Raw genomic sequence first — 22034 nt, 5'->3', positions numbered from 1 at the left:
TATTGGTTTAATTAATTTGTTTCGATTAAACCGTATTTTCCATCCTTACGTTTATAGACGATATGCGTACCATTTGAATCGGCATCAGTAAAGATAAAGAAGCTGTGACCAAGCATATTCATCTGTAATACTGCTTCTTCCTGATCCATCGGTTTTAAATCAAACTGTTTTGTACGGACGATATTGTACTCGTCTTCCTCTGAAAGAGAAACTGGAGCATCCGGTGGATCGATAGCAGCAAAATATGCTCCTACTCCCTCACGCTCACGGCTTTTACGATTTACTTTAGTTTTATATTTTCGAATTTGACGCTCTAATTTATCTACTATAAGATCAATAGCGGCATACATATCAGTATGACGTTCTTCCGCTCTTAAAGTTAAATTCTTCATCGGGATTGTTACTTCGACCTTAGTTTGTTTGTCATTGTACACTTTTAAGTTGACGTTTGCAGTCGCTTGAATTTCTTCGTTAAAGTAACGACCGACTTTTTCGACCTTACCTTCAACGTACTCACGAATTGCAGGAGTCACCTCAATGTTTTCTCCACGAATGTTAAAGTTTAGCATGTAAACTCCTCCTTTAATTTAACTCTATATAATATTTCAACATTTCCTTTTAAATATCCTTCTTTTCGTAAAATAAAATAATTATTTTTTGTCGAATCTTGACACATTTTTGGTTTTTAATTCCATTTCTTTTCGACTTCGTACTTTAAGGTCATTTACGATTTTTTGCTCGTTATTTTGATCTTCGCTCAGTCGCACTCCGTATTCGAAGCCATTGACATTTTTCTTAGACCACACGAGCTCCCCAATCATGCTAAGTGGTGTCTCATCAATGATAAAATTCACTTCTATCACTTTTAATAGCTCAATTACAATAGAAAGCTCTGTAATTATCCTTAAGCCATTGGGACTTATATCTATGATTTGACACTTCCCTTTATTCGAGAATTCTGTAGGGCGGTCACCTCCCGTGTCCTTTTTTAAACGAAATGTTGCCTCACAAGGTTCACCGAAAGTGTATCGAAAATATTCATTTCTCTTATACTGCATTGTAATTCCTCCCACACACACCAATATTAACCTATTTATATCCATCCATTATGACTAACGGAAGAATAATTATCAAGAAATTAATGGTGTGCAAACTCCATATTGTGGTTATAGAGTGGAAGTTATTATTAGCCTATATACCTCTCTTTAGTTATCTTAAAACCACCGCATAATTATTCAAATTACAAAAGGTCCAAAAGCGCTTATGCTGATGGTCATTCGCCCGTATTAATTTATTTAGTAATAAAAAAATACCTTATCGCACTATACGATAAGGTATCCGGGTATATGTTTTATTTATTTGCTGTCATTGTTACATCTGCGACTCTTTTTGCTCCAACAAAGCGTTTGCCCCAATAATATGGATCACTTAACTTATCTACCTTCACGCCTTTAGAAGTCGATGAATGAATAAATTTTCCATCCCCAATGTATATTCCAACATGTGAAATGCCTTTACCAGATGTATTAAAGAAAACAAGATCTCCTGAAGCTAGGTTATCTTTTTCAACTTTAGAACCAGTTGCATACATACCTGCGGATGATCTTGGAAGATTAATGCCTAAATCATCAAATACGTAGCCTACAAAGCCTGAACAATCGAATCCAGCAGTTGTAGTTCCGCCTCCGCGATATTTAATACCTATTAAGTTTTTAGCGGTTGCTACTAATTCAGATGAATCTATTGAGCTAGAAGCTTCGGTGCTTGCTGCAAATGGAAGTGTGACTAAAAGCATGGATAAAATTATTATACCAATGACTTTTTGCGATATAGACTTCAAGTTCATGTAGTTCCTCCGACGTCATAAATTTTCTGAAAACTTAACTGAATTCATCTTATCACTTTTTAAACCTTTTTTATTTTACAGTTATGTAACAATTTCATTACAAAGAACGTCTAATGTAACAGATCTTTTTAATTGAAATTATGGACAACCCTTGGTATAACGGGATTTATATAAAAAAACATCGACAAAAGTCGATGTTTTTCATTATTAATATTGTGAAATCTTTTTAAAATGGATATTGGGACAATTATCATAAATTAAGTTCCAAGAGCATATGAAAAAATTTTATCACTAGAAGGTGCAATTTTAAAACATTTAGCAAACTATTTACCTATATACTTTTAAGTCATATTTTAATCTTATATACATGATTTTTTTTAAAGTTCGAAGCGAGTTGTAGATTGTTCTAAAATTTCTGCTTGATCGCTTAAATCACTAATTAGCTTCGATAAGGACTTAATATTTTTGACATTAAGGAAAAGCAATTGAACTGTTTCATCCATATAGCCTGAATTTACATCGATTGACTTTGCGAGTTCTATTATTCTATTTTCTGTTTCGTTTTTGTCATTCTCTATAGTCTGCATAGATAAAGCCATTTGATTGTTTTGTTCGTTTGATTGATGGATATATTTAATGATGACCTCTAATTTTTCCTGTAATAAATGAAACACTAACTCACTGGAATTTGCTGTAGTAAGACCTTCGGCAAATACTTTTTTCAGGTCATTTCCTTGCTCCGTTATATAGATGGAAGTTTCGCGAATAATTGCTGCGGTTTCCGAGACATCATCTGCTAGTTTCTTTACCTCCTCTGCTACCACGCTGAACCCCTTGCCATGTTCCCCAGCTCTCGCAGCTTCAATCCCAGCATTTAATGCTAATAAATTTGTTTGCTTAGAAATAGATTGAACCTTTGAGGTTAATCTTACTATTTCTTCTGTTTTCTTCTGTAGTAATTTTCTTTCTTGATCAGCGGACTTAAATAAAGATCTAAGAATCCCAACCTCCGAAATTGCATTATTTAAAGCAATTGCACTTGCATCTGCAATACTTACAGCACTTTTAGCTTGTAATTTTACTTCATTGGCATGATCCGCTACCATTGTTAAGGTCTCTGAGAATCTTTCTAGGAAAGATTTTATATCTAATGACATATTTCTTTGCTCGTTCATATTAACGCTTGCCTCTTCGATTGCCTCCTGTACGCTGTTAACTCCAGCAACGGATTGGTAAGAATTCTCTTTTAATAACACGCTATCTTCACTTAGCTTGTTAGATGTAGCTTTTATAATAGTAACCATCTCCTTGAGGTTATCCTTCATATCGTTCATAGCACTCGAAACCTCTCCTAATTCATCCTGACTAAGTATAGAAATTGGAGCTATTTTTAGTTTTCCTTTAGAAATTTCTTTAGCAGAATAGGCAACTATTGATAATTGCTCTTTAATTTGCCTGTTAGTCAAAAGTAGCAAGCCAATTGAACAGACTCCTGATATAAGAAACGAACCAATCATCCATTGGATTGTTTGTAATTGGCTTTCATTCATTTCTTCTATAATTGTTTCTCTATTATTCGACTCTTTCTCTCTTTGATCATTTAGGAGAGATGTAAGATCATTGTATTGAGTATGTATAGCATTCAGTTGCCTTCTTTTGGCAACGTTTTCTTTATTTAGTACAGATGTTCTAAGATTGGTTTCATAGATAGTTTGGATACCTTGGATCGTACTTAACACCTTTTCCTTCTCTGCTTGAGTAAATCTGTTTTTTTCATTTAAAAGTAACTCCAGGTTCTTTTTATATGTTTGATAATCAGTTTCATACTGCTCAATTGGATCTCCTGTAAAATGAGTAATGGCAATATACATTCCTGCATTTTCATTCATCATTCTGTCTACATATTCCACATTCTTAGAAGATAATTCTAGCTCGTTTGTAAGATTGTAGTTTTTTGTCACTTGGTATATTAACAATATTGTCATGACTCCAAACAAGAGAAAAGAACTAAAAAAAGCAACGTTATACTTCATTCTAATTGGCATTTTTGACCACTTCAACATAGGTATTCAGCCCCCCTAAATGAAAATATAGCATATAATTTTCTAAAACAGTTTTGATTTACGTATTCTTAATATTACCTTTACACTGACAAAACAGAATATTAAATGTAAAATTATTATTAACATATATTTACGGAAAGGCAGTGATCAATAATGGATTTAGGACTTCAAAATAAACGCGTGGTTGTGACTGCATCAAGTAAAGGTTTAGGAAAGGCAACAGCTTTACAGTTTGCTAAAGAAGGAGCTAGGGTGCTTATCTCTAGTAGAAATGAAGAAGAATTAAAAACAACATTAGAGGAAATCAAACAAAATAGCGGTAATGCTGAAATATTTTATACCGTCTGTGACGTTACGAAGGAAGAAGATATTGTTCAATTGTTCAAAGAAGCAAAGACAAAGCTTGGTGGTGTAGATATTCTTGTCAATAATGCAGGAGGCCCGACACCCGGTGGATTTGGCCAAGTAACCGATCAGGACTGGGCAAAGGCTTTTGAAAAAAATTTGCTTAGCTATATACGCACTATTCGACAAGCTCTCCCACACATGCAAGCGCAAAATTTCGGCAGAATAGTTAACATTTCGTCATCTTCTACAAAAGAGGTCTTAGATGGTTTAATTTTGTCGAACACTTTCCGTTTAGGTATGGTTGGTTTGTCGAAAAGCATAGCGAGAGAATATGGGAATGATAATATTCTGATTAATACAGTGGGGCCAGGCCGGATTCAAACAGACCGCGTAACAGAGCTAGATGAAATTGCTGCTAAAAAGCGAGATATCACAATAGAAGAAGTTCGCCATGGATTCAAACAAGTGATTCCGATGGGCAGATATGGGGAGCCAGCAGAATTTGCCAAAGTGATAACTTTTTTATGCTCCGAAGCAAATACTTATATGACTGGTCAAAATTTAGTTATTGATGGTGGAATGTTAAAGGCTCTTTAAAATGAGGGAGAAGACGTGCATTGCTTTGAAAAAGTTTATATGTTGAGATAACCTCTATTTACTTAAAGAGGTTGGAGCGTTTTATGGATAAACATTAAATTGGTGAAGCTGTCTTATATAGAAGGAAATGAAATTATACGCAAAATGCCCCCTAGAATTTAGGGGGCATTTTTATTTATTTAACAACCATCTTTATTTTATTTTCAGAAGGGTCCTTTGTATAAAAGATATCGTTTTCTTCAAGAATAGAAATATTTTTTGTTCTTAAATTAGTAATCGCAGTATCTCTTTCTTGTATAGAAGGATAGATAATATTAAATGCTTCTAATCCGGTCATTTCTTCTGTAGCGGGTTTGGACCCTGCACCAGCCCAAGTGTTCAATCCAATATGGTGATGGTATTTTCCAGTGGACATAAATAGTGCACCTGGGTAAGGAGTAACAACTTCAAAGCCCAATAGCTCATAGAACTCTTTGGCTTCCTCGATATCCACCACCTGCAAGTGAATATGTCCCATTACTGTTCCACTAGGCAATCCTTTCCACTCTGTTCCTGCTCCAGCTGCTAAAATATCTTGAGCATTAATTGCCAATGTATCCATTGCAACAAACTCATTATCCCACTTCCATCCAGAATCAGGCCGATCGCTATAAATCTCTATTCCGTTCCCATCTGGGTCATTTAAATAAAGTGCCTCACTCACTAAGTGGTCTCCTGCACCAATGCGAATTCCGTTTTCTGCAAAGAATCTTAAAACAGCGCCCAAATCTTCACGACTAGGTAATAGTAATGCAAAATGATAAAGACCCGTCGTTTTAGGTAGCTTTGGCTCTACATTATCAGGCTGTTCAATTGATAACAACGCCGTTTGTCCATCAGCCGTTAGCCATATCTTGTTTGCTTGTTTATCTAATACTTTAAACCCTATTACTTCTTCATAAAATTTAAGTGATTGCTCTAAGTCTGATACCTTTAACTCTACTAGCTCTACGTAAGTCCATGGTTTTTGATGAAATTTCATAGTTATTGGCTCCTCTAATTAACTTACTTTTCGTAAGTAATTATATTTTAATTACCTAAGAAAGTCAACTCTCTTTCATTGTAGACAAACACGGGAATTATATTACCTGTTTTTAGAACTATTGGCGCAATGGGGATAACTTTTGTTACAAGATGAACCTAGACTAAAAACTGCATTTGTTGCGAACGGATGTCTATACTAAATCCTCTTTTCTAGATTAAATAGCCATTAATTGCATTGGGAATTGCCGTTATTGCAAAATAAATCTGCTCCAAAGTCCATTTTTGTTGCGAACGGTTATAAATTTTTCTATGCGGTCATAAAGCTATTTTTCTAGTTAAAATGTCGATACTAAATCCTATTTTCTAATTAAATAACCACTAAATGCATATAGAATTGCCGTTATTGCAAAATAAATCTGCTCCAAAGTCGATTTTTGATGCGAACGGTTATAAATTTTTCTATGCGGTCATAAAAAATTCTATCCGGTCATAAATCTCTCTTGAACGGTCATAAATATTTTTATCCGGTCATAAATGTGCTCTATCCGGTCATAAAGCTATTTTCTAGTTAAAATGTCTATGATAAATTCTCTTTTCTAATAAATAGCCATTAATTGCATTGGGAATTGCCGTTATTGCAGAATAAATCTGCTCCAAAGTCTATTTTTGTTGCGAACGGTTATAAATTTTTCTATGCGGTCATAAAAAAATCTATCCGGTCATAAATCTCTCTTGAACGGTCATAAATATTTTTATCCGGTCATAAATGTGCTCTATCCGGTCATAAAGCTATTTTTCTGGTTAAAATGTCTATGATAAATTCTCTTTCTAGCTACATAAACTATGTTTTACCAATAAAAAGCCACTAATCTTCTATAGATTAGTGGCTAAACCTTTATAATGCTCCTGCAAATTTCTTTTCTTCGTAGTCTTTAATGTGGTCTTCGTATTGGAAGGTTAAGGAGATTTCATCCCAGCCATTTAGGAGCATTTTCTTTTGGTAGGGGTCGATTGGGAATGAGTATGTTACTTCATCTTCTCCGATTATTGTTTGTGACTCTAAGTTTACTTCCACAGAGTAGTTTTCCTTGCTGAGGATTGCTTCTACTTCTTCAACTGATAGTTTAATAGGAAGAATGCCATTTTTCATGCAGTTGTTATAGAAGATATCTGCAAAGCTTGGCGCGATAACTACTCGGAAGCCATAGTCCAAAATCGCCCATGGCGCATGCTCTCTTGAGGAGCCACAGCCAAAGTTATCATGTGCTACTAAAATAGTTGAATCTTTATAGCGTTCATCGTTTAATACAAAATCTGTTCGTTCTTTTCCTTCCTCGTCGAAGCGCCAATGGTAGAACAGGTATTTACCGAAGCCAGTGCGCTCGATTCTTTTGAGAAATTCTTTAGAGATGATTTGGTCTGTATCGACGTTTTTTCTATTTAAAGGTGTTATGACACTTTTAATTTCATTGATTGGCTCCATGGTTCTCCTCCTTATGCATGCGTTAGCTGAAATTTGCGTACATCTACAATATGCCCCTCTATTGCAGCTGCAGCTGCCATTGCTGGACTCATTAAATGAGTTTTCGCTCCTGCTCCTTGGCGGCCTTCAAAGTTGCGATTTGAAGTTGAGGCACAATGCTCACCTGCAGGTACTATGTCATCATTCATTGCTAGACACATGCTACAGCCAGATTCGCGCCATTCAAAGCCCGCTGCCTTGAAAATTCGGTCTATTCCTTCGTCTTCTGCTTGTTTTTTTACAGTTTGAGAACCTGGTACAACAATTGCTTTGACATTCGGATGCACCGTACGTCCTTCCACTATGTTAGCAGCATCGCGTAGATCACTTAGACGAGCATTAGTGCATGAGCCGATGAAGACGTTACTAATGTGAATATCTGTTAATGCCATACCTTCCTGCAGGCCCATATAAGTAAGTGCTTTTTCATGAGCCTGCTGATCGGATGACTCATGAAAATTTTTTATATAAGGAATGCTTTGGGAGACTCCAGATCCCATAGATGGATTCGTTCCCCAAGTAACAAATGGTTCAATTTCATTGGCATTGATTTCTAAGGTTTTATCGTAAATAGCTCCATTATCCGATGCCAACTGTAGCCAGCGTGACGCTTCTCGGTCGAATGCTTCACCTTCTGGTACGTATTCTCGACCTCTTAAAAATTCTACAGTAGTCTCGTCGGGACTAATCAATCCTGCTCTTGCTCCTGCTTCAATAGACATATTGCAGATTGTCATGCGCTCCTCCATAGTTAGCTTGCGAATAGCTTCACCAGTATATTCCACGATATAACCCGTTCCCATATCGATTCCGAATTTAGCGATAATAGCCAGAATAATATCTTTAGCTGTTACTCCTATCCCTAGCTCACCAGTTACCTTTATCTCCATTGTCTTTGGTTTAGCCTGCCAAAGAGTTTGTGTAGACAGGACATGCTCTACTTCACTTGTTCCGATACCAAAAGCGATTGCACCAAAGGCACCGTGTGTCGAAGTATGGCTATCACCACAAACAATTGTCTTACCTGGCTGTGTTAGCCCTAGCTCCGGGCCAATTATATGAACGATTCCTTGGTCAGGATGACCGATATTAGCTAAAGGAACTCCAAATTCATCACAGTTTTGCTGTAATGTATTAATCTGTTTACGTGCAATTACATCTTTTATTTCTTCCCGGTTTCTAGTCGGCACATTATGGTCCATTGTCGCGTAGCACAGGTCTGGTCGGCGAACTTTACGATTATTTAAACGTAAGCCCTCAAACGCCTGTGGAGAAGTCACCTCATGAAGCAAATGAAGATCGATATAGAGAAGGTCTGGTTTCCCTTCTTCCTCATACACAATATGTTCATCCCAAATTTTCTCAATAATCGTTTTTGCCATTTAGTCCCTCTCCCTTTTAAACGTATGAATACATAATGCTTTCTGAAACAAACTCTGAATCCAATTCATCCAACACCTTGTCGGTCCAATCACTTGTTGAAAGAACGCGTCTTCCTTTAGTCTGCAAATCTTCTGTAAAATATCCATCATTCAATACACTAAACACAGCCTCTTCAATTGCCGCAGCTTCTGTTTCCATTTGGAACGCCTCTCGTAGCATCATTGCCGCTGATAAAATGCATGCCGCTGGATTTGCCTTATTTTGACCTGCGATATCTGGTGCAGACCCGTGAACCGGTTCATAAAGTCCAAAACCATCACCTCGTGTACTTGCGGATGGCAACATTCCTAGAGATCCTGTGATCACAGATGCCTCATCACTTAAAATATCGCCAAACATATTCTCTGTAACGATTACATCAAATGCACCTGGTTTTGTAATCAGCTTCATCGCTGTTGAATCGACTAGCATATGCTCTACCTCAACGTCCGGATATCCTTGCTTTTTCTCTTCCACTATTTCTCTCCATAGCTTACTGGAGTCAAGTACGTTCGCTTTGTCTACAGAGGCCAGCTTTCCTCGTCTACTTCTTGCAAGCTGGAACGCTGTGTCAACAATTCGTTCAATTTCTGGTCGAGTATAAACAAGCGTATCCAACGCATAATCCTCTGTTTTCTTACGAGGCTCTGCAAAATACAGTCCACCTGTTAGCTCACGAACAATAACCATATCAACATTTTCCGCTATTTCTTTTTTGAGTGGAGAAGATTCTAGTAAAGCAGGAATTGCCTTCACTGGACGAATGTTTGCATAAAGACCAAAGTGCTTGCGAATTGCTAGCAATCCTTTTTCGGGGCGTAAATGAGATGGGTTTTGATCCCATTTAGGCCCACCTACAGCACCTAAGAGGATGGCATCACTATCACTACATAAGCTGATTGTCTCTTCTGGTAGTGGATTTTCACAAGCATCAATCGCTGCTCCTCCTATTAACGCAAATTGCAGCTTGAATGTATGATTATATCGCTTTGCAATTGTTTCAAGCACCTTTACCGCCGCTTCCGTTACTTCAGGACCGATTCCATCACCAGGTAATACCGTTATCGTTTTTTCCATCCCATTCACTCCCATAGATTTATTTATTGATTGACTGCCACACGCTCTTGATAATGTGCATTCATTAATTGTCGATTGACTGCATTGATATAAGCTCTTGCAGATGCTTTTAAAACGTCTTGCGAAGCATTTCTTCCAGAGAAAGTTACGCCGTTATACGTTAGATTAATAACTGCCTCGCCTAAAGCATCTCGCCCTTTCGAAACAGATGACACGCGATAATCTAAAATTCGAACATCTCCATTTACTAGCTTTTCTAATGTATTGAAAATTGCCTCCACTGCCCCTGAACCGCTACATTTTTCTTTTATTTGCTCTCCTGTTGGCACCTTCACTGTAATAGTTGATGTCGGTATGTTGTTTTCATAATTAATGATTAATTCCTCTAATTCATAAACCTCAACTTCTCCATTGTCGACTTGCTGATCCGTCAATAAAACAAATAAGTCCTCATCGGATATTTCCTTTTTGCGATCTGCAAGCTTTTTAAACGCTGCAAATGCTGCATTTAGTTTTTCCTCGCTAAGCTGGAATCCCATTTGCACTGCACGGCTAAAGAATGCGTGACGACCAGAATGCTTTCCTAGTACTAGCTCTGTTGCGACATCTCCGATTAACTCTGGAGTAATAATTTCATATGTTTCTGGATTTTTCAGCATACCGTCTTGATGAATGCCTGATTCATGAGCAAAGGCATTTTTCCCTACAACTGCTTTGTTCGGCTGGATCACTACTCCGGTAAGCTTACTTACTAGCTGGCTCGTGCGCTTTGTTTCCTTTAGGATAATTCCTGATTCCGCTTGGTAGTAATCGCTACGAATATGTAAAGCGACTGCGACCTCTTCTAGTGCAGCATTACCTGCTCGTTCACCAATTCCGTTAATGGTTCCCTCTACTTGTGTTGCACCATTTTCAATTGCTGCCAGTGTGTTGGACACTGCAAGACCTAAATCATCATGACAGTGAGCGGAAAGCTTCACTCTCTCAATTCCTGTCACATTTTCAGACAAGTATCTAAATAGCGCGCCGTATTCAATTGGTGTTGCATAGCCTACTGTATCTGGGATATTGATAGTAGTAGCTCCTGCTTTAATAACTTCATTGATAATGCGAACTAAAAAATCCTTATCCGACCGCGTTGCATCCTCGGCTGACCATTGCACTAAAGGAAAATATTTACGCGCCAGTTTTACTGATTCAACTGCAATTTCAATCACCTGCTCCGGTGTTTTATTGAGCTTGTATTGCATATGGATTGGAGACGTAGCGATAAATGTATGGAGATGAGGCTGGACCCCTCCTCTTAATGCCTCCCATGACGTTTCAATGTCGCTTTTTATAGAACGAGCGAGACCTGTGACGACCGAATTTCTTACGGTATTCGCAATTTGTTGGACTGCGTTAAAATCTCCGGGTGACGAAGCAGGAAAACCTGCCTCGATAATAGACACTCCAAATTTCTCTAGCTGACGAGCAATCTCTAACTTCTCTTGGGTGTTTAGGTTAATCCCTGCCGATTGTTCTCCGTCTCTTAAGGTTGTGTCAAAAATATCAATTTTGCCCACTCGTCACCACTTCTTTCTTCGCTTTTTTTCCTTCATTGATGAAAGGCATCATTTCTCTTAGCTGTGCACCTACCGTTTCAATTTGATGCTCTGATTCGGCTTGTTTGATTGCATTATATTTTTGACGCCCTGTTTCATTTTCTTGAATCCATTCCTTCGCAAACTTACCATTTTGAATATCTGTTAATACATCCTTCATACGTTCCTTAACAGATGAATCAATGATGCGTGTGCCTGACACGAAATCTCCCCACTCCGCTGTGTCGGAAATGGAAGAGCGCATTGTTGCCATTCCACCTTCATACATAAGGTCTACAATCAGTTTTAATTCATGTAATGTTTCAAAGTAAGCCAGCTCGGGCTGATAGCCAGCTTCCACTAGCGTTTCAAAGCCTGCTTTTACGATTGCTGTTGTACTACCACATAAAACTGCTTGTTCTCCGAATAAATCCGTTTCCGTTTCTTCCTTGAACGTTGTTTCTAATACTCCTGCACGTGCCGCCCCGATGCCTTTTGCATAAGCTAAAGCTAAGTCTTTTGCTTGCCCGGTCGCATCTTGATATACCGCAAACAAGCCAGGTACTCCTGCTCCAGATTCAAATGTACGGCGAACTAGATGTCCTGGTCCTTTTGGTGCTACTAAGAATACATCCACGTCTGCCGGAGGAACGATTTGGTCGAAGTGAATGTTAAAACCATGCGCGAATACTAAAGCTTTACCTGCTGTTAAAGCTGCTTCTATTTCTGCCTCATACACTGCCTTTTGTCTTTCATCTGGCAATAAAATCATAATTACATCTGCTTTTTCTGCCGCCTCTTGAACGGAGTAAACCTCCTGCCCATCTTCTGCCGCCTGGTCAAATGATTTTCCAGCACGAATTCCTACGATAACGTTAAATCCTGAATCCTTTAAATTTTGTGCATGTGCATGACCCTGTGATCCGTATCCGATGATTGCAATTGTTTTTTCCTTTAAAGTTCCTTCGTTGATATCCCCGTTATAATACATTTTCGCCATTTTCTTTTCCTCCTCTGAATTTTTGTTTTGTTATTGCAATATAGAAAGATAAGGTGCATTCGTAACCTTTTGTGTTTCTCTTACAAAGGCTGTCACACCTGTTCTTGTTAGTTCTTTAATACCATAAGGCTTGACGAGCTCGATGAATGCGTCAATTTTCTCCGGGTTTCCAGTGACCTGGAATGTGACAACATTTTTTCCTGTGTCAATTGTAGAAGCTCTGAAAGGCTCTACTAAACTATTGATCTCTGCTCTTGCAGACGGAGGAGATACTACCTTTACTAAGGCGAGCTCCCTAACTACTATCGATTTTTCCGTAATATCATTTACTTTTAAGACATCTACTTGCTTTTGTAGCTGCTTTAACAGCTGCTCCAGCTTCTGTTCATCCTCCACATTTACAACGAAGGTCATTTTAGAGATTTGAGGCTGCTCTGTATGTCCTACCGTAATACTTTCTATGTTGAATTGGCGCTTCATGAGTAGACCGGTAACCCGATTGAGTACACCGCTTTGGTTGATAACCATTACGGTAATAATGCGTTTCATTCTGGCTTCACTCCAATCATTTCATGTAATCCTCTGCCAGGGGCAACCATTGGCAGAACGCTTTCCTTTTGTACTACTCGGCAATCGATGAGCACTGGCTCATCCGAAGCTAATGCTTCTTTTAATTGAACCTTTGCATCTTCGTATGTCTCAATCTTGTATCCCTTAATATCATAGGCAGCAGCCAGCTTGACGAAATCGGGTTGAACTGAGATTAATGACTGAGAATACCTTTCTCCGTGGAACGTCTCCTGCCACTGACGAACCATTCCGAGTGCCTGATTGTTTAAAATAATGACCTTCACTGGTATACGCATTTCTTGTAGCAGTGACAGCTCCTGAAGCGTCATCTGAAAGCCAGCATCTCCAACAATGGAAACAACCTTTGCATCCGGCTTAGCAATTTGAGCCCCAATTGCCGCTGGGAATCCAAAGCCCATCGTCCCTAGGCCACCTGACGTTACCCAATTATGTGGCTGGCTGAATTTGTAGTATTGTGCAGTCCACATTTGGTGCTGCCCAACGTCTGTTGTTACAACGGCATCACCATTCGTGTACTCCTGTACTAATTCCAATACTTGCTGTGGAAGAAGTCCTCGATCTCCACTTGCATAGTAATGTAATGGATATTGCACTTGGTTGACCTTCAAGCTCTCAAGCCAGGCTGCTGTATTTCCATTAGGTACATTTTGGTTCAATAAAGCCTCTAAAGCCTCTTTCGCATCACCGACAATTGGAATCTCTGTTGGAACGTTTTTTCCGATTTCTGCGGGATCTATATCAATGTGAATTACTTTTGCATTAGGAGCGAAGTAATTTAAGTTTCCTGTCAAGCGATCATCAAATCTTGCCCCCACATTAATGAGTAGGTCGCATGTTTGAATGGCCATGTTTGCTGTGTATGTACCATGCATACCAGCCATCCCTAAAAATAATGGGTGTGTACCTTCTATACTTCCTAGTCCTAGAAGTGTATTTGTAATCGGTATTTGATATTTTTCCGCTAGCTCTTTCAATTGCTCGTTGGCTTTCGCAAAAAGTACTCCTGCGCCTGCTAGAATTAATGGCTGTTTGGCGTTTGTAATCGCCTGTGACGCCTTTTGAATTTGCAGGAAGTTCGGCGTAGTTGCCGGTTGATAGCCTGGTAAGTTTACTGCTTCGGTTGCCCCTTCCTTCGGGACAAAAATACCTGTTGCCATATTTTTAGGTATATCTACAACGACTGGTCCTGGACGACCTGTGGAAGCAATGTGAAAAGCTTCATTTATAATTCTTGGGAAATCTGCCACATCTTTTACTTGATAGTTATGCTTCGTAATTGGCTGAGTTATACCAATGATGTCTGCCTCCTGAAAGGCATCTGTTCCGATGACTGTTGTAGCAACCTGACCAGTAAACACAACTAAAGGAATTGAGTCCATCATTGCATCTGCAATTCCTGTCACTACATTAGTTGCACCTGGGCCAGATGTTGCAATCACGACTCCAACTTTACCGGAGACCCTTGCATATCCTTCTGCCGCATGGATAGCACCCTGTTCATGCCGGGCAAGAATATGCTTAATCGGATTTTTATACAGCGCATCATAAATCGGTAAAACCGCACCACCTGGATAACCAAATACTACTTCCACCTGATGCTTTTTCAGTGTCTCAATAAATACTTCTGCACCATTCATTTCCTTGAGAGCTACACTGGTTGCAGGTTCTTCTTTTAAACGTTCCGCTTCTACAGTAAACTTCATCATCATTCCTCCTATTCCTCAATCGTCCAGTTACTCTTAAACCTAGGACACCCTCGTAAGGCAGGGGCCAGAAGCTAGATATGAATCATCTAGCTCATCTAAATAAAAAGAAAAGAATTTCCTCCCACACAAAGAAACCATAGTTCTTTTGTATAGGGATGAAATTCTTTTCATGGTACCACCCTAGTTCGCAGCGCAACCGCTACCTCGCAGACATACGACTAAGCATCGAATGTCCATTTTTAACGAGAGTAGCTTTTTACTACACCCGGAAGTATCTAAAGGGGGAAATCCCGTTCAACACCTCACTCCGAGGGGATGTCGTTAAAGGTTGTATTGCCGGCTCCCAGCTATACCAGCTCTCTGTGAATACAAAATTCCTTTAACTTTTACCTCATCAATGATTTACAGCAATATTTATATTTTCATGACTCCACCTGTGCTTGCAGATGTAACGAGTTTTGAATACCTTGCTAAATATCCTTTTTTAATCTTTGGTTCGAACGGTGGAAGCTCTGCTCTTCTGCTAGCGAGTTCTTCTTCACTAACCTGCAGCTCTATCGTTCTATTTATAAGATCAATAGCGATAATATCGCCATTCTCTACTAAAGCAATCGGCCCTCCATCAGCCGCCTCTGGTGAGATATGTCCGATGGAAATTCCTCTGGAAGCACCTGAAAATCTTCCATCTGTAATGAGTGCTACCTTTGTTCCTAATCCTCGACCTTGTATCGCTGATGTCGGAGCAAGCATTTCTGGCATACCAGGACCACCTCTTGGTCCCTCGTAGCGAATTACTACTACGTGACCTTCCTTAACAGTTCCATTGTCAATTGCTTCCTGTGAAGCCTCCTGTGAATCAAAGACAATTGCCTCGCCAGTAAACTCCTTAATAGAAGGGTCCACAGCGCCAACCTTTATCACACCACCCTCAGGAGCAATGTTTCCAAATAGTACAGATAATCCACCTACAGGACTATAAGGATTTTCTTTTCTTCTAATTACTTGCTCGTTTTTAATCTCACAATCTTTTACATTTTCATAGAGTGACTTACCGGTAATCGTCAAACGATCTGGGTGAACTGCTCCAGGTATTTCACAAAGTTCCTTTATAATGGCACTGACTCCTCCTGCTAAGTGAACATCATGCATGGAGTAATCAGATGCTGGCATAATTTTTGATAAATATGGAATTCTTTTAGCGACTTCATTAATTTCATTTACGTTATATTCAATTTCTGCCTCGTGAGCGATTGCTAATGTATGTAATACAGTGTTAGTTGATCCACCCATTGCCATATCTAGCGCAAAAGCATCATCAATTGTTTCTTTCGTGATTAAGTCTCTAGGCTTTACATCTTCTTTAACCATTCTTACAAGATGCTTTGCAGCTTCTCGAATGAGCTGGTGTCTCTCGTCTGATGTAGCAACAATCGTTCCGTTACCTGGTAAAGTTACTCCTAGCATTTCCATTAGAGAGTTCATCGAGTTTGCTGTGAACATCCCTGAGCAGGAGCCGCATGTTGGACATGCATTTTGTTCGATATCTAAGAGCTGCTCTGCAGTCATTGAACCAGATTTATAAGATCCAACACCTTCAAATACGGAGGTTAAGGAAAGCTGCTTTCCATCAGCAGATACGCCTGCCTCCATAGGACCGCCTGACACAAATACGGATGGGACGTTCGTTCTGACTGCTGCCATTAGCATTCCTGGAGTGATCTTGTCACAGTTTGGAATGTAGAAGACACCGTCAAACCAGTGAGCATTAATAACGGTTTCCGCTGAGTCTGCTATCAACTCACGACTCGGAAGTGAATATCGCATTCCGATATGTCCCATTGCAATTCCATCGTCTACACCGATTGTGTTGAATTCGAATGGAATTCCACCTGCCTCACGAATTGCCTCTTTTACAACCTCTGCAAATTTATTTAAATGCATATGGCCAGGAATAATGTCGATATAGGAGTTACATACACCAATAAATGGTTTATCTAAATCTCTTGTTTTTACTCCCGTAGCATAAAGTAAGCTACGATGAGGAGCTCGATCTACGCCTTTTTTTATCATGTCACTTCTCATTTAAATCGCCCCTATACTTTACCGCTTCAACGCGTTTACCTGTGCAAAATTCGTGAAATTCATTTTTAAATACTATGTGAATTTTCTTGCAATATTTAATATATTGAAGCTATCATAACGCCTTTAAATCCTTGCGTCAACAGTATTTTAGTAAATTTTCTGTTAGTTTTGAATATTCGTAAATGTTGTAATCGCTTACAATAGCGATATATCGCATTTTAAATAAAGAAAAATTATTTTTAATTTTATTTATACATAACATGATTGTGGGAGGCATATGCATGTTGGTCTTTGAAGAGAACAAAAGGAAGGTGGAAGGATTATTTTCAAAAATTAGACGAGAGATATTATAGGAGAATCACTAGATTGATTTTGCAGTGATATGACAAAATAACCCTGATTTTCGCTCTATGCGGACGCTTTCCGCGGGGTGAGTGATAAACCATCACCGTCGCTTTCGCGCCGGTTGTGATGTCTTATCTCTCTCACTCATCCCGCTGGAGTCGCCGCATGTCGCTTCAATCAGATATGTAAAGAAGTAATATAGTGTAAATTAAATCAGTTTATAAATTAGCCTGTTATATGAATACTCATATAGATGCAATTCACATGAAAAACATATATGTAAATCTTGATTTTCGCTCTGTGCGGACGCTTTCCGCGGGGTGAGTGATAAGCCATCACCGTCGCTTACGCGTCGGTTGTGATGTCTTATCTATCTCACTCATCCCGCTGGAGTCGCCGCATGTCGCTTCAATCAACAAAAAATGGATGACTTGTAGAATGAGAAACTACTATCCTACCCATTAAAGAAATTAAATACTTTTTTGCCTAAAAAATACCATGAACACAAGGTTCACGGCATAAATATTAAATCATGATGAAATTCTTTAGAAAAAGATACGCATTCTTAAACAAGATCCTTTAGAAACAATTTTTACCATAGGATTGGTTTTGCAACCATGAACCAAAGCATAATCATTAGCAGGAAAATATACTTCCATACGGAGGAGCGTAGCTTTGAAATAAGTGTCTCTACATTCATATAACCAGCATAAAACTGTCGAATTTTCGGTTTAAAGGCTCTAGCCAAAAAGATGATAGAGCTTACCATGACAATAATTGTCATTATTACCCATGAAGTCGTCCATTGCCAATTCCCTTGCCACATAAGCAGGATACCAGAGAAAACCAAGACATGTCCCGCATGCTTTACAATTCGAATAGCTGCCTGAAATACCTCTATCTGTGTATCTAACTCTATTCCTGCTTTGCCTTTCATACGATTCAGTAATGGAAACAATACAAAGAATGGACCTACGGAAAGAATAGCGCTAATCACGTGCATATACATAATGAATGAATACATAGTTGATCACCTATCCTTATTATACTAAAAAGTTTTCCTTTTAATTGTGACTAGGTGAGGAATTATCATGATAAATAGAATTTAAAATTTGAGCCTGCTAGACTACACTAATTGTTCGGTTGAAGAAAACTTATAAATCTCTTCCTCTATCATTAAAGAAGGCATTGCCACAGTATGTGACAATGCCTTAGCGCTCATGAGATTAAAGCTTTTCTGTCTTTTAGTTAAGACAAGTGGACTCTACCCAATACTTTATTTATTAAATTTTAAAATGACTTACTTCACTTTGTAATTTTTCTGCAAGAGTAGCTAAAGTTTGAGCGTTTGTAGAAATTTCCTCGTTTGCAGCTAATTGTTGCTCAGTTGCTGCGCTCGTATCGCTTGCTCCATCTGCAGCATGACTTGCCAAGCCTTGGACCTGTTGAGCATTATGCGTTACTGAGCTAGCCATTTCTTTAATTTGCTCGATTGCAGTAGTAACTGATTCAACCTTTTCAGCTACGGCTTCTACACTAGATTCAATTTCATTGAAAACATCTAATGATTCAGTAGTTTTAGACAGACCGTCCTCTACTTTGTCACCACCGGTTGTAATCGCCTTTACAGCCTCTGTTGAAGCAGACTGAATCAATTTAACCATAGATTCAATTTCGGAAGCAGAGTTTTTTGATTGCTCTGCAAGCTTACGAACTTCTTCTGCTACAACCGCAAAGCCTTTACCATATTCCCCAGCGCGAGCTGCCTCGATTGCAGCGTTCAATGCTAGTAAATTCGTTTGTTCTGAAATATCCGTGATCAATGCAGTAATCGATTGAATTTCATGGGAATGCTTAGCCATATTATTCATAATCTCTGTTGTTTCTTTGAATGTTTCATGGATAGTATTCATTTGACTTGCTACACCAGATACTACTGTAGAGCCTTTTGTTACTAATTTTTTCACGCCATCAGTTGCTTGAAGCATCTCGTTATTGTTTTGCGAAATATCTTCCACACCTTGTTGCATTTCTGACATAGATCTAACAGAGCTTTCTAAATGCTTCACTTGCTCCTCGCTCGCTGCCATTTGTTCTTCTGCAGATTTTGCAACCATTTGAGAGGAAGCTAAACTTTCTTCTGAGCTTGCTGAAAGTTCTTCCGCATTTGCAGCAAGCTGCATGGAAGAATCACGTACATTGGAAACGATACGCTGTAAATCGCTCGTCATTTTGTTGAATGTTAAAGCCATTGCTCCAACTTCGTCTCTATTTTTTATAACGATTGGCTCTACATTCAGATTACCATCCGCTATTTCTCCTAAGCCTTCTGTAACCTTGCGGATTGGGCTAGATATACCTTTGCTAATGAAATGTGATACTAAAACCCCAATAATAATACTTGCAATGGCTAAAATAATAATAGTTATATTAACTTTAGTTTGATATGTATCTAAGTCTTCTCTAGTTTTTTGCATATTTTCTTGTTGAATTTGCTTTAATTCACCTAAAATCACTAATGTCTTCTCATTTAATTCCGATGATTGAGCTGCATATTGATCAAAGGGCTGGTTGCTTTTTTTCAATGAGATAATCTTATCATTTGATTCAAACAGTTGAACTGTCTCCGTTTGTAGGTCTTTCATTAATTTTAAAGATTCTTCATCCTTAACAGACTCTATTAATTTACGAGCTGCTATAGAACCCTTTTCTATTTCCTCATCAAATTTATCGGTAGCATCCTCCGAGCCGAACATGACGAATTCTAGTACAGCAGTCGCCATATCTTTTTGAATTACTTCAATTTCTGATACTAGATTAATTTTTTCAATGTCCTTATCAATAATAGATTTATATTTGTCTGCAACATCATAAGAAGTAAAGATAGATATAACACTTATAAAAATTAATAAAAGTAAAACAAATGAAAAACCGAACCACATTTTCTTTGAAATTGACAATTTCATTTTGGAACTCCTTTTCCTTTAAAATATTTAGCGCTAGTAAAAATGCACCTCTATAATTATACTCTTTTTAAGGTATTTAGACATAGATAAATGTACATATTTATTCATAATAAAATAAAAAAGATCTATACTACGAAACATAATATAGATCCCTTTTACCTATATCTTAAAATGACTTACATTATTTTGTAATGTTTCAGCAAGGTTTGCTAGAGACTGGGCATTAGAGGTAATTTCTTCGTTAGAAGCAAGCTGTTGCTCTGTTGCGGAGCTTGTGTCATTTGCTCCTTGGGCAACGATTTCAGCAAGTCTTTGAACCTCCAAGGAGCCCTCTGACACCGACTGAGCAATTGCCTGAATTTGCTCAATTGCTGTAGAAACAGATTCTACTTTCTCTCCTACCTCCACTACCGCTGATTCAATAAGCTGGAAGACCTCTAAAGACTCGTTTGTTTTGTTCATGCCCTCTTTGATCTTGTTCTCCCCAGTTGTAATAGCCTCTACCGCAGTACCAGATGCTCCCTGAATCAATTCAATCATTTTAGCAATTTCAGATGCTGCATCTTTCGACTGCTCCGCTAGCTTTCTTACCTCGTCTGCAACGACCGCAAAGCCTTTGCCATACTCTCCAGCCCGGGCAGCCTCAATAGCCGCATTCAATGCTAGTAAATTGGTTTGCTCTGAAATTTCTGTAATGAGAGAAGTGATTCCCTGAATATCATGTGAGTGCTTCTCCATATCTCTCATATTATTTGCCGTTTCATTGAACGTATTATGAATCATATTCATCTGAGTGGCCACAGCCGCTATTACATCAGAACCCTGCTTCACTAGGTGTCCTACATTTTCTGCGGAGTTCAACATTTCCCCATTACTTGCTGCAATGTCACTAACGCCTTGAGATAGCTCAGACATGCCTGCCATCGAAGTGGTCATATGTTCTACTTGTTGCTCACTGCTAGTCATTTGCTCATGTGCCGAGCTTGCTACTAATTGAGAGCTAGCAAGACTTTCTTCTGCAATGGCTGATAGTTCCTCCGCATTTGCTGCTAGTTGCATAGAGGTGTCTTGGACGTTGGAAACAATTGTACGAAGATCCTCTGACATTATGTTAAATGCTGCTGCCATTTCGCCTGCTTCATCCTTGTTCTTAATATGAATTGGCTCTACATGCAAGTTGCCTCCTGCAATTTCTGTAAGACCTAAGGTAACACGCTTAATTGGACGTGCAATACTTCTGCCTATGTAAAATGCAATAATTGCCCCAAGGATAGCCCCTACAATCGTAATAGCCATGATGAAAATGTTCGCACCACGCTCGTAGTCCTGCAGCTCATTCACTGTTACAGCCATATCATTTTGAAGTTGTTCCTCTATCTTGTTTAATATAGATACCATATTGTCATTAACAGTTTTTACATCTTTCGTTAACGTATTTATTTGAGTCGGGTCAACAAGAATTTGGTTAGAGATGAGCTTTTCATTAGCCTCTACAAACATTACGTACTTTCTTTCATAGTCATCGATGAAAGGAAGAGACTCCTTTGAATTTATCCCCTGTTTGAGCTCTTCCATCAGCGTCCCAGTGGTCTCCAGATGCGAGCTGACTCCCTTTCGAGAAGCATCCATTTTCGTTAATAAAAAATCATAAAGATTTTCTGTAGTTTCATTTTGAGACATTTTGATTTCCTGGATAAGCCTCACATTTACGCTATCCACCTCAAGAATCTCTCTATACTGTTTATTTGTTTCCTTGCCTGCTAAGCTACTGAAAAAAGAAACAACAATCATCAATAGGATAATTGCGGAGAAGCCCAACCACATTTTCTTTGTAATTGTCCACTTCATAATATATCTCCTGTC

17 protein-coding genes are annotated in these 22034 nt (G+C 38.6%); 1 reads left to right on the top strand and 16 read right to left on the bottom strand.

The features are described from left to right. Positions 1-11: 11 nt before the first annotated feature. The 4 genes from raiA to MKY94_RS05440 all read right to left on the bottom strand — a co-directional run bounded on the left by raiA (position 12) and on the right by MKY94_RS05440 (position 3909). Positions 12-569 carry a ribosome-associated translation inhibitor RaiA gene (gene raiA, locus MKY94_RS05455; RefSeq protein WP_144537649.1) on the bottom strand — a complete coding sequence of 186 codons (558 nt, stop codon included), beginning with the start codon at positions 567-569 and terminating at the stop codon, positions 12-14. A gap of 81 nt (positions 570-650) precedes the next feature. Next, positions 651-1058: a PilZ domain-containing protein gene (locus MKY94_RS05450; protein ID WP_342578194.1), complete on the bottom strand. Its 408-nt coding sequence runs from the start codon at positions 1056-1058 to the stop codon at positions 651-653. Between the two features lie 293 nt (positions 1059-1351). Next, complete coding sequence (locus MKY94_RS05445; RefSeq protein WP_144537645.1) at positions 1352-1846, bottom strand: C40 family peptidase; 495 nt, start codon at positions 1844-1846, stop codon at positions 1352-1354. 377 nt (positions 1847-2223) lie between these two features. Further along, positions 2224-3909 (bottom strand): methyl-accepting chemotaxis protein, encoded by a 1686-nt coding sequence (locus MKY94_RS05440; RefSeq protein ID WP_342578193.1) that lies wholly within the window; start codon positions 3907-3909, stop codon positions 2224-2226. A gap of 153 nt (positions 3910-4062) precedes the next feature. On the opposite strand from MKY94_RS05440, the gene MKY94_RS05435 reads away from it, so the two are divergent. Further along, a complete protein-coding gene (locus tag MKY94_RS05435; RefSeq protein ID WP_342578192.1) occupies positions 4063-4854 on the top strand; it encodes an SDR family oxidoreductase in 792 nt (263 codons plus the stop codon). A 175-nt stretch (positions 4855-5029) separates the two neighbouring features. Here MKY94_RS05435 and MKY94_RS05430 read toward each other — a convergent pair whose 3' ends face one another. The 12 genes from MKY94_RS05430 to MKY94_RS05375 form a co-directional block, all read right to left on the bottom strand. Continuing rightward, positions 5030-5875 (bottom strand): VOC family protein, encoded by an 846-nt coding sequence (locus MKY94_RS05430; RefSeq protein ID WP_154311277.1) that lies wholly within the window; start codon positions 5873-5875, stop codon positions 5030-5032. An 897-nt stretch (positions 5876-6772) separates the two neighbouring features. Beyond that, positions 6773-7360: a 3-isopropylmalate dehydratase small subunit gene (leuD, locus tag MKY94_RS05425; protein ID WP_342578191.1), complete on the bottom strand. Its 588-nt coding sequence runs from the start codon at positions 7358-7360 to the stop codon at positions 6773-6775. A gap of 11 nt (positions 7361-7371) precedes the next feature. Next, positions 7372-8781, bottom strand: coding sequence for a 3-isopropylmalate dehydratase large subunit (gene leuC / locus MKY94_RS05420; RefSeq protein ID WP_342578190.1), 1410 nt, complete (start codon positions 8779-8781; stop codon positions 7372-7374). Between the two features lie 16 nt (positions 8782-8797). Continuing rightward, a complete protein-coding gene (leuB, locus tag MKY94_RS05415; protein ID WP_342578189.1) occupies positions 8798-9898 on the bottom strand; it encodes a 3-isopropylmalate dehydrogenase in 1101 nt (366 codons plus the stop codon). A gap of 23 nt (positions 9899-9921) precedes the next feature. Beyond that, positions 9922-11463: a 2-isopropylmalate synthase gene (locus tag MKY94_RS05410; protein ID WP_342578188.1), complete on the bottom strand. Its 1542-nt coding sequence runs from the start codon at positions 11461-11463 to the stop codon at positions 9922-9924. Next, a complete protein-coding gene (gene ilvC / locus MKY94_RS05405) occupies positions 11450-12481 on the bottom strand; it encodes a ketol-acid reductoisomerase (protein WP_340844290.1) in 1032 nt (343 codons plus the stop codon). The genes MKY94_RS05410 and ilvC overlap by 14 nt, the downstream gene beginning before the upstream one ends. A 30-nt stretch (positions 12482-12511) precedes the next feature. Beyond that, positions 12512-13030 carry an acetolactate synthase small subunit gene (gene ilvN, locus MKY94_RS05400; RefSeq protein ID WP_144537627.1) on the bottom strand — a complete coding sequence of 173 codons (519 nt, stop codon included), beginning with the start codon at positions 13028-13030 and terminating at the stop codon, positions 12512-12514. Further along, entirely contained in the window at positions 13027-14775 is a 1749-nt protein-coding gene (ilvB, locus tag MKY94_RS05395) for a biosynthetic-type acetolactate synthase large subunit (protein ID WP_151110864.1), read from the bottom strand. The genes ilvN and ilvB overlap by 4 nt, the downstream gene beginning before the upstream one ends. Positions 14776-15192: 417 nt before the next feature. Continuing rightward, positions 15193-16860, bottom strand: a complete 1668-nt coding sequence (gene ilvD, locus MKY94_RS05390) for a dihydroxy-acid dehydratase (protein ID WP_151110866.1) — start codon at positions 16858-16860, stop codon at positions 15193-15195. A gap of 937 nt (positions 16861-17797) precedes the next feature. Further along, on the bottom strand, positions 17798-18229 hold the full coding sequence (locus MKY94_RS05385; RefSeq protein WP_342578187.1) for a hypothetical protein: 432 nt from the start codon (positions 18227-18229) through the stop codon (positions 17798-17800). A 259-nt stretch (positions 18230-18488) separates the two neighbouring features. After that, entirely contained in the window at positions 18489-20171 is a 1683-nt protein-coding gene (locus MKY94_RS05380; RefSeq protein WP_342578186.1) for a methyl-accepting chemotaxis protein, read from the bottom strand. A 159-nt stretch (positions 20172-20330) separates the two neighbouring features. Further along, a complete protein-coding gene (locus MKY94_RS05375) occupies positions 20331-22019 on the bottom strand; it encodes a methyl-accepting chemotaxis protein (RefSeq protein ID WP_342578185.1) in 1689 nt (562 codons plus the stop codon). Positions 22020-22034: the final 15 nt, after the last annotated feature.

The organism is Psychrobacillus sp. FSL K6-2843 (genome assembly GCF_038626375.1).
Taxonomy (GTDB): domain Bacteria; phylum Bacillota; class Bacilli; order Bacillales_A; family Planococcaceae; genus Psychrobacillus; species Psychrobacillus faecigallinarum.
The sequence above is the reverse complement of the archived record's forward strand: the minus strand, read 5'-3'. Positions and strand labels throughout refer to the sequence as shown.

Bases quoted from the DNA above. Each gene is read 5' to 3' on its own strand.
- ilvN (WP_144537627.1), bottom strand. From the start codon at position 13,030: ATGAAACGCATTATTACCGTAATGGTTATCAACCAAAGCGGTGTACTC.
- leuC (WP_342578190.1), bottom strand. From the start codon at position 8,781: ATGGCAAAAACGATTATTGAGAAAATTTGGGATGAACATATTGTGTAT.
- leuD (WP_342578191.1), bottom strand. From the start codon at position 7,360: ATGGAGCCAATCAATGAAATTAAAAGTGTCATAACACCTTTAAATAGA.
- ilvC (WP_340844290.1), bottom strand. From the start codon at position 12,481: ATGGCGAAAATGTATTATAACGGGGATATCAACGAAGGAACTTTAAAG.
- MKY94_RS05445 (WP_144537645.1), bottom strand. From the start codon at position 1,846: ATGAACTTGAAGTCTATATCGCAAAAAGTCATTGGTATAATAATTTTA.
- ilvB (WP_151110864.1), bottom strand. From the start codon at position 14,775: ATGAAGTTTACTGTAGAAGCGGAACGTTTAAAAGAAGAACCTGCAACC.
- MKY94_RS05430 (WP_154311277.1), bottom strand. From the start codon at position 5,875: ATGAAATTTCATCAAAAACCATGGACTTACGTAGAGCTAGTAGAGTTA.
- MKY94_RS05380 (WP_342578186.1), bottom strand. From the start codon at position 20,171: ATGAAATTGTCAATTTCAAAGAAAATGTGGTTCGGTTTTTCATTTGTT.
- MKY94_RS05435 (WP_342578192.1), top strand. From the start codon at position 4,063: ATGGATTTAGGACTTCAAAATAAACGCGTGGTTGTGACTGCATCAAGT.
- MKY94_RS05440 (WP_342578193.1), bottom strand. From the start codon at position 3,909: ATGTTGAAGTGGTCAAAAATGCCAATTAGAATGAAGTATAACGTTGCT.
- MKY94_RS05385 (WP_342578187.1), bottom strand. From the start codon at position 18,229: ATGTATTCATTCATTATGTATATGCACGTGATTAGCGCTATTCTTTCC.
- leuB (WP_342578189.1), bottom strand. From the start codon at position 9,898: ATGGAAAAAACGATAACGGTATTACCTGGTGATGGAATCGGTCCTGAA.
- ilvD (WP_151110866.1), bottom strand. From the start codon at position 16,860: ATGAGAAGTGACATGATAAAAAAAGGCGTAGATCGAGCTCCTCATCGT.
- MKY94_RS05450 (WP_342578194.1), bottom strand. From the start codon at position 1,058: ATGCAGTATAAGAGAAATGAATATTTTCGATACACTTTCGGTGAACCT.
- MKY94_RS05375 (WP_342578185.1), bottom strand. From the start codon at position 22,019: ATGAAGTGGACAATTACAAAGAAAATGTGGTTGGGCTTCTCCGCAATT.
- raiA (WP_144537649.1), bottom strand. From the start codon at position 569: ATGCTAAACTTTAACATTCGTGGAGAAAACATTGAGGTGACTCCTGCA.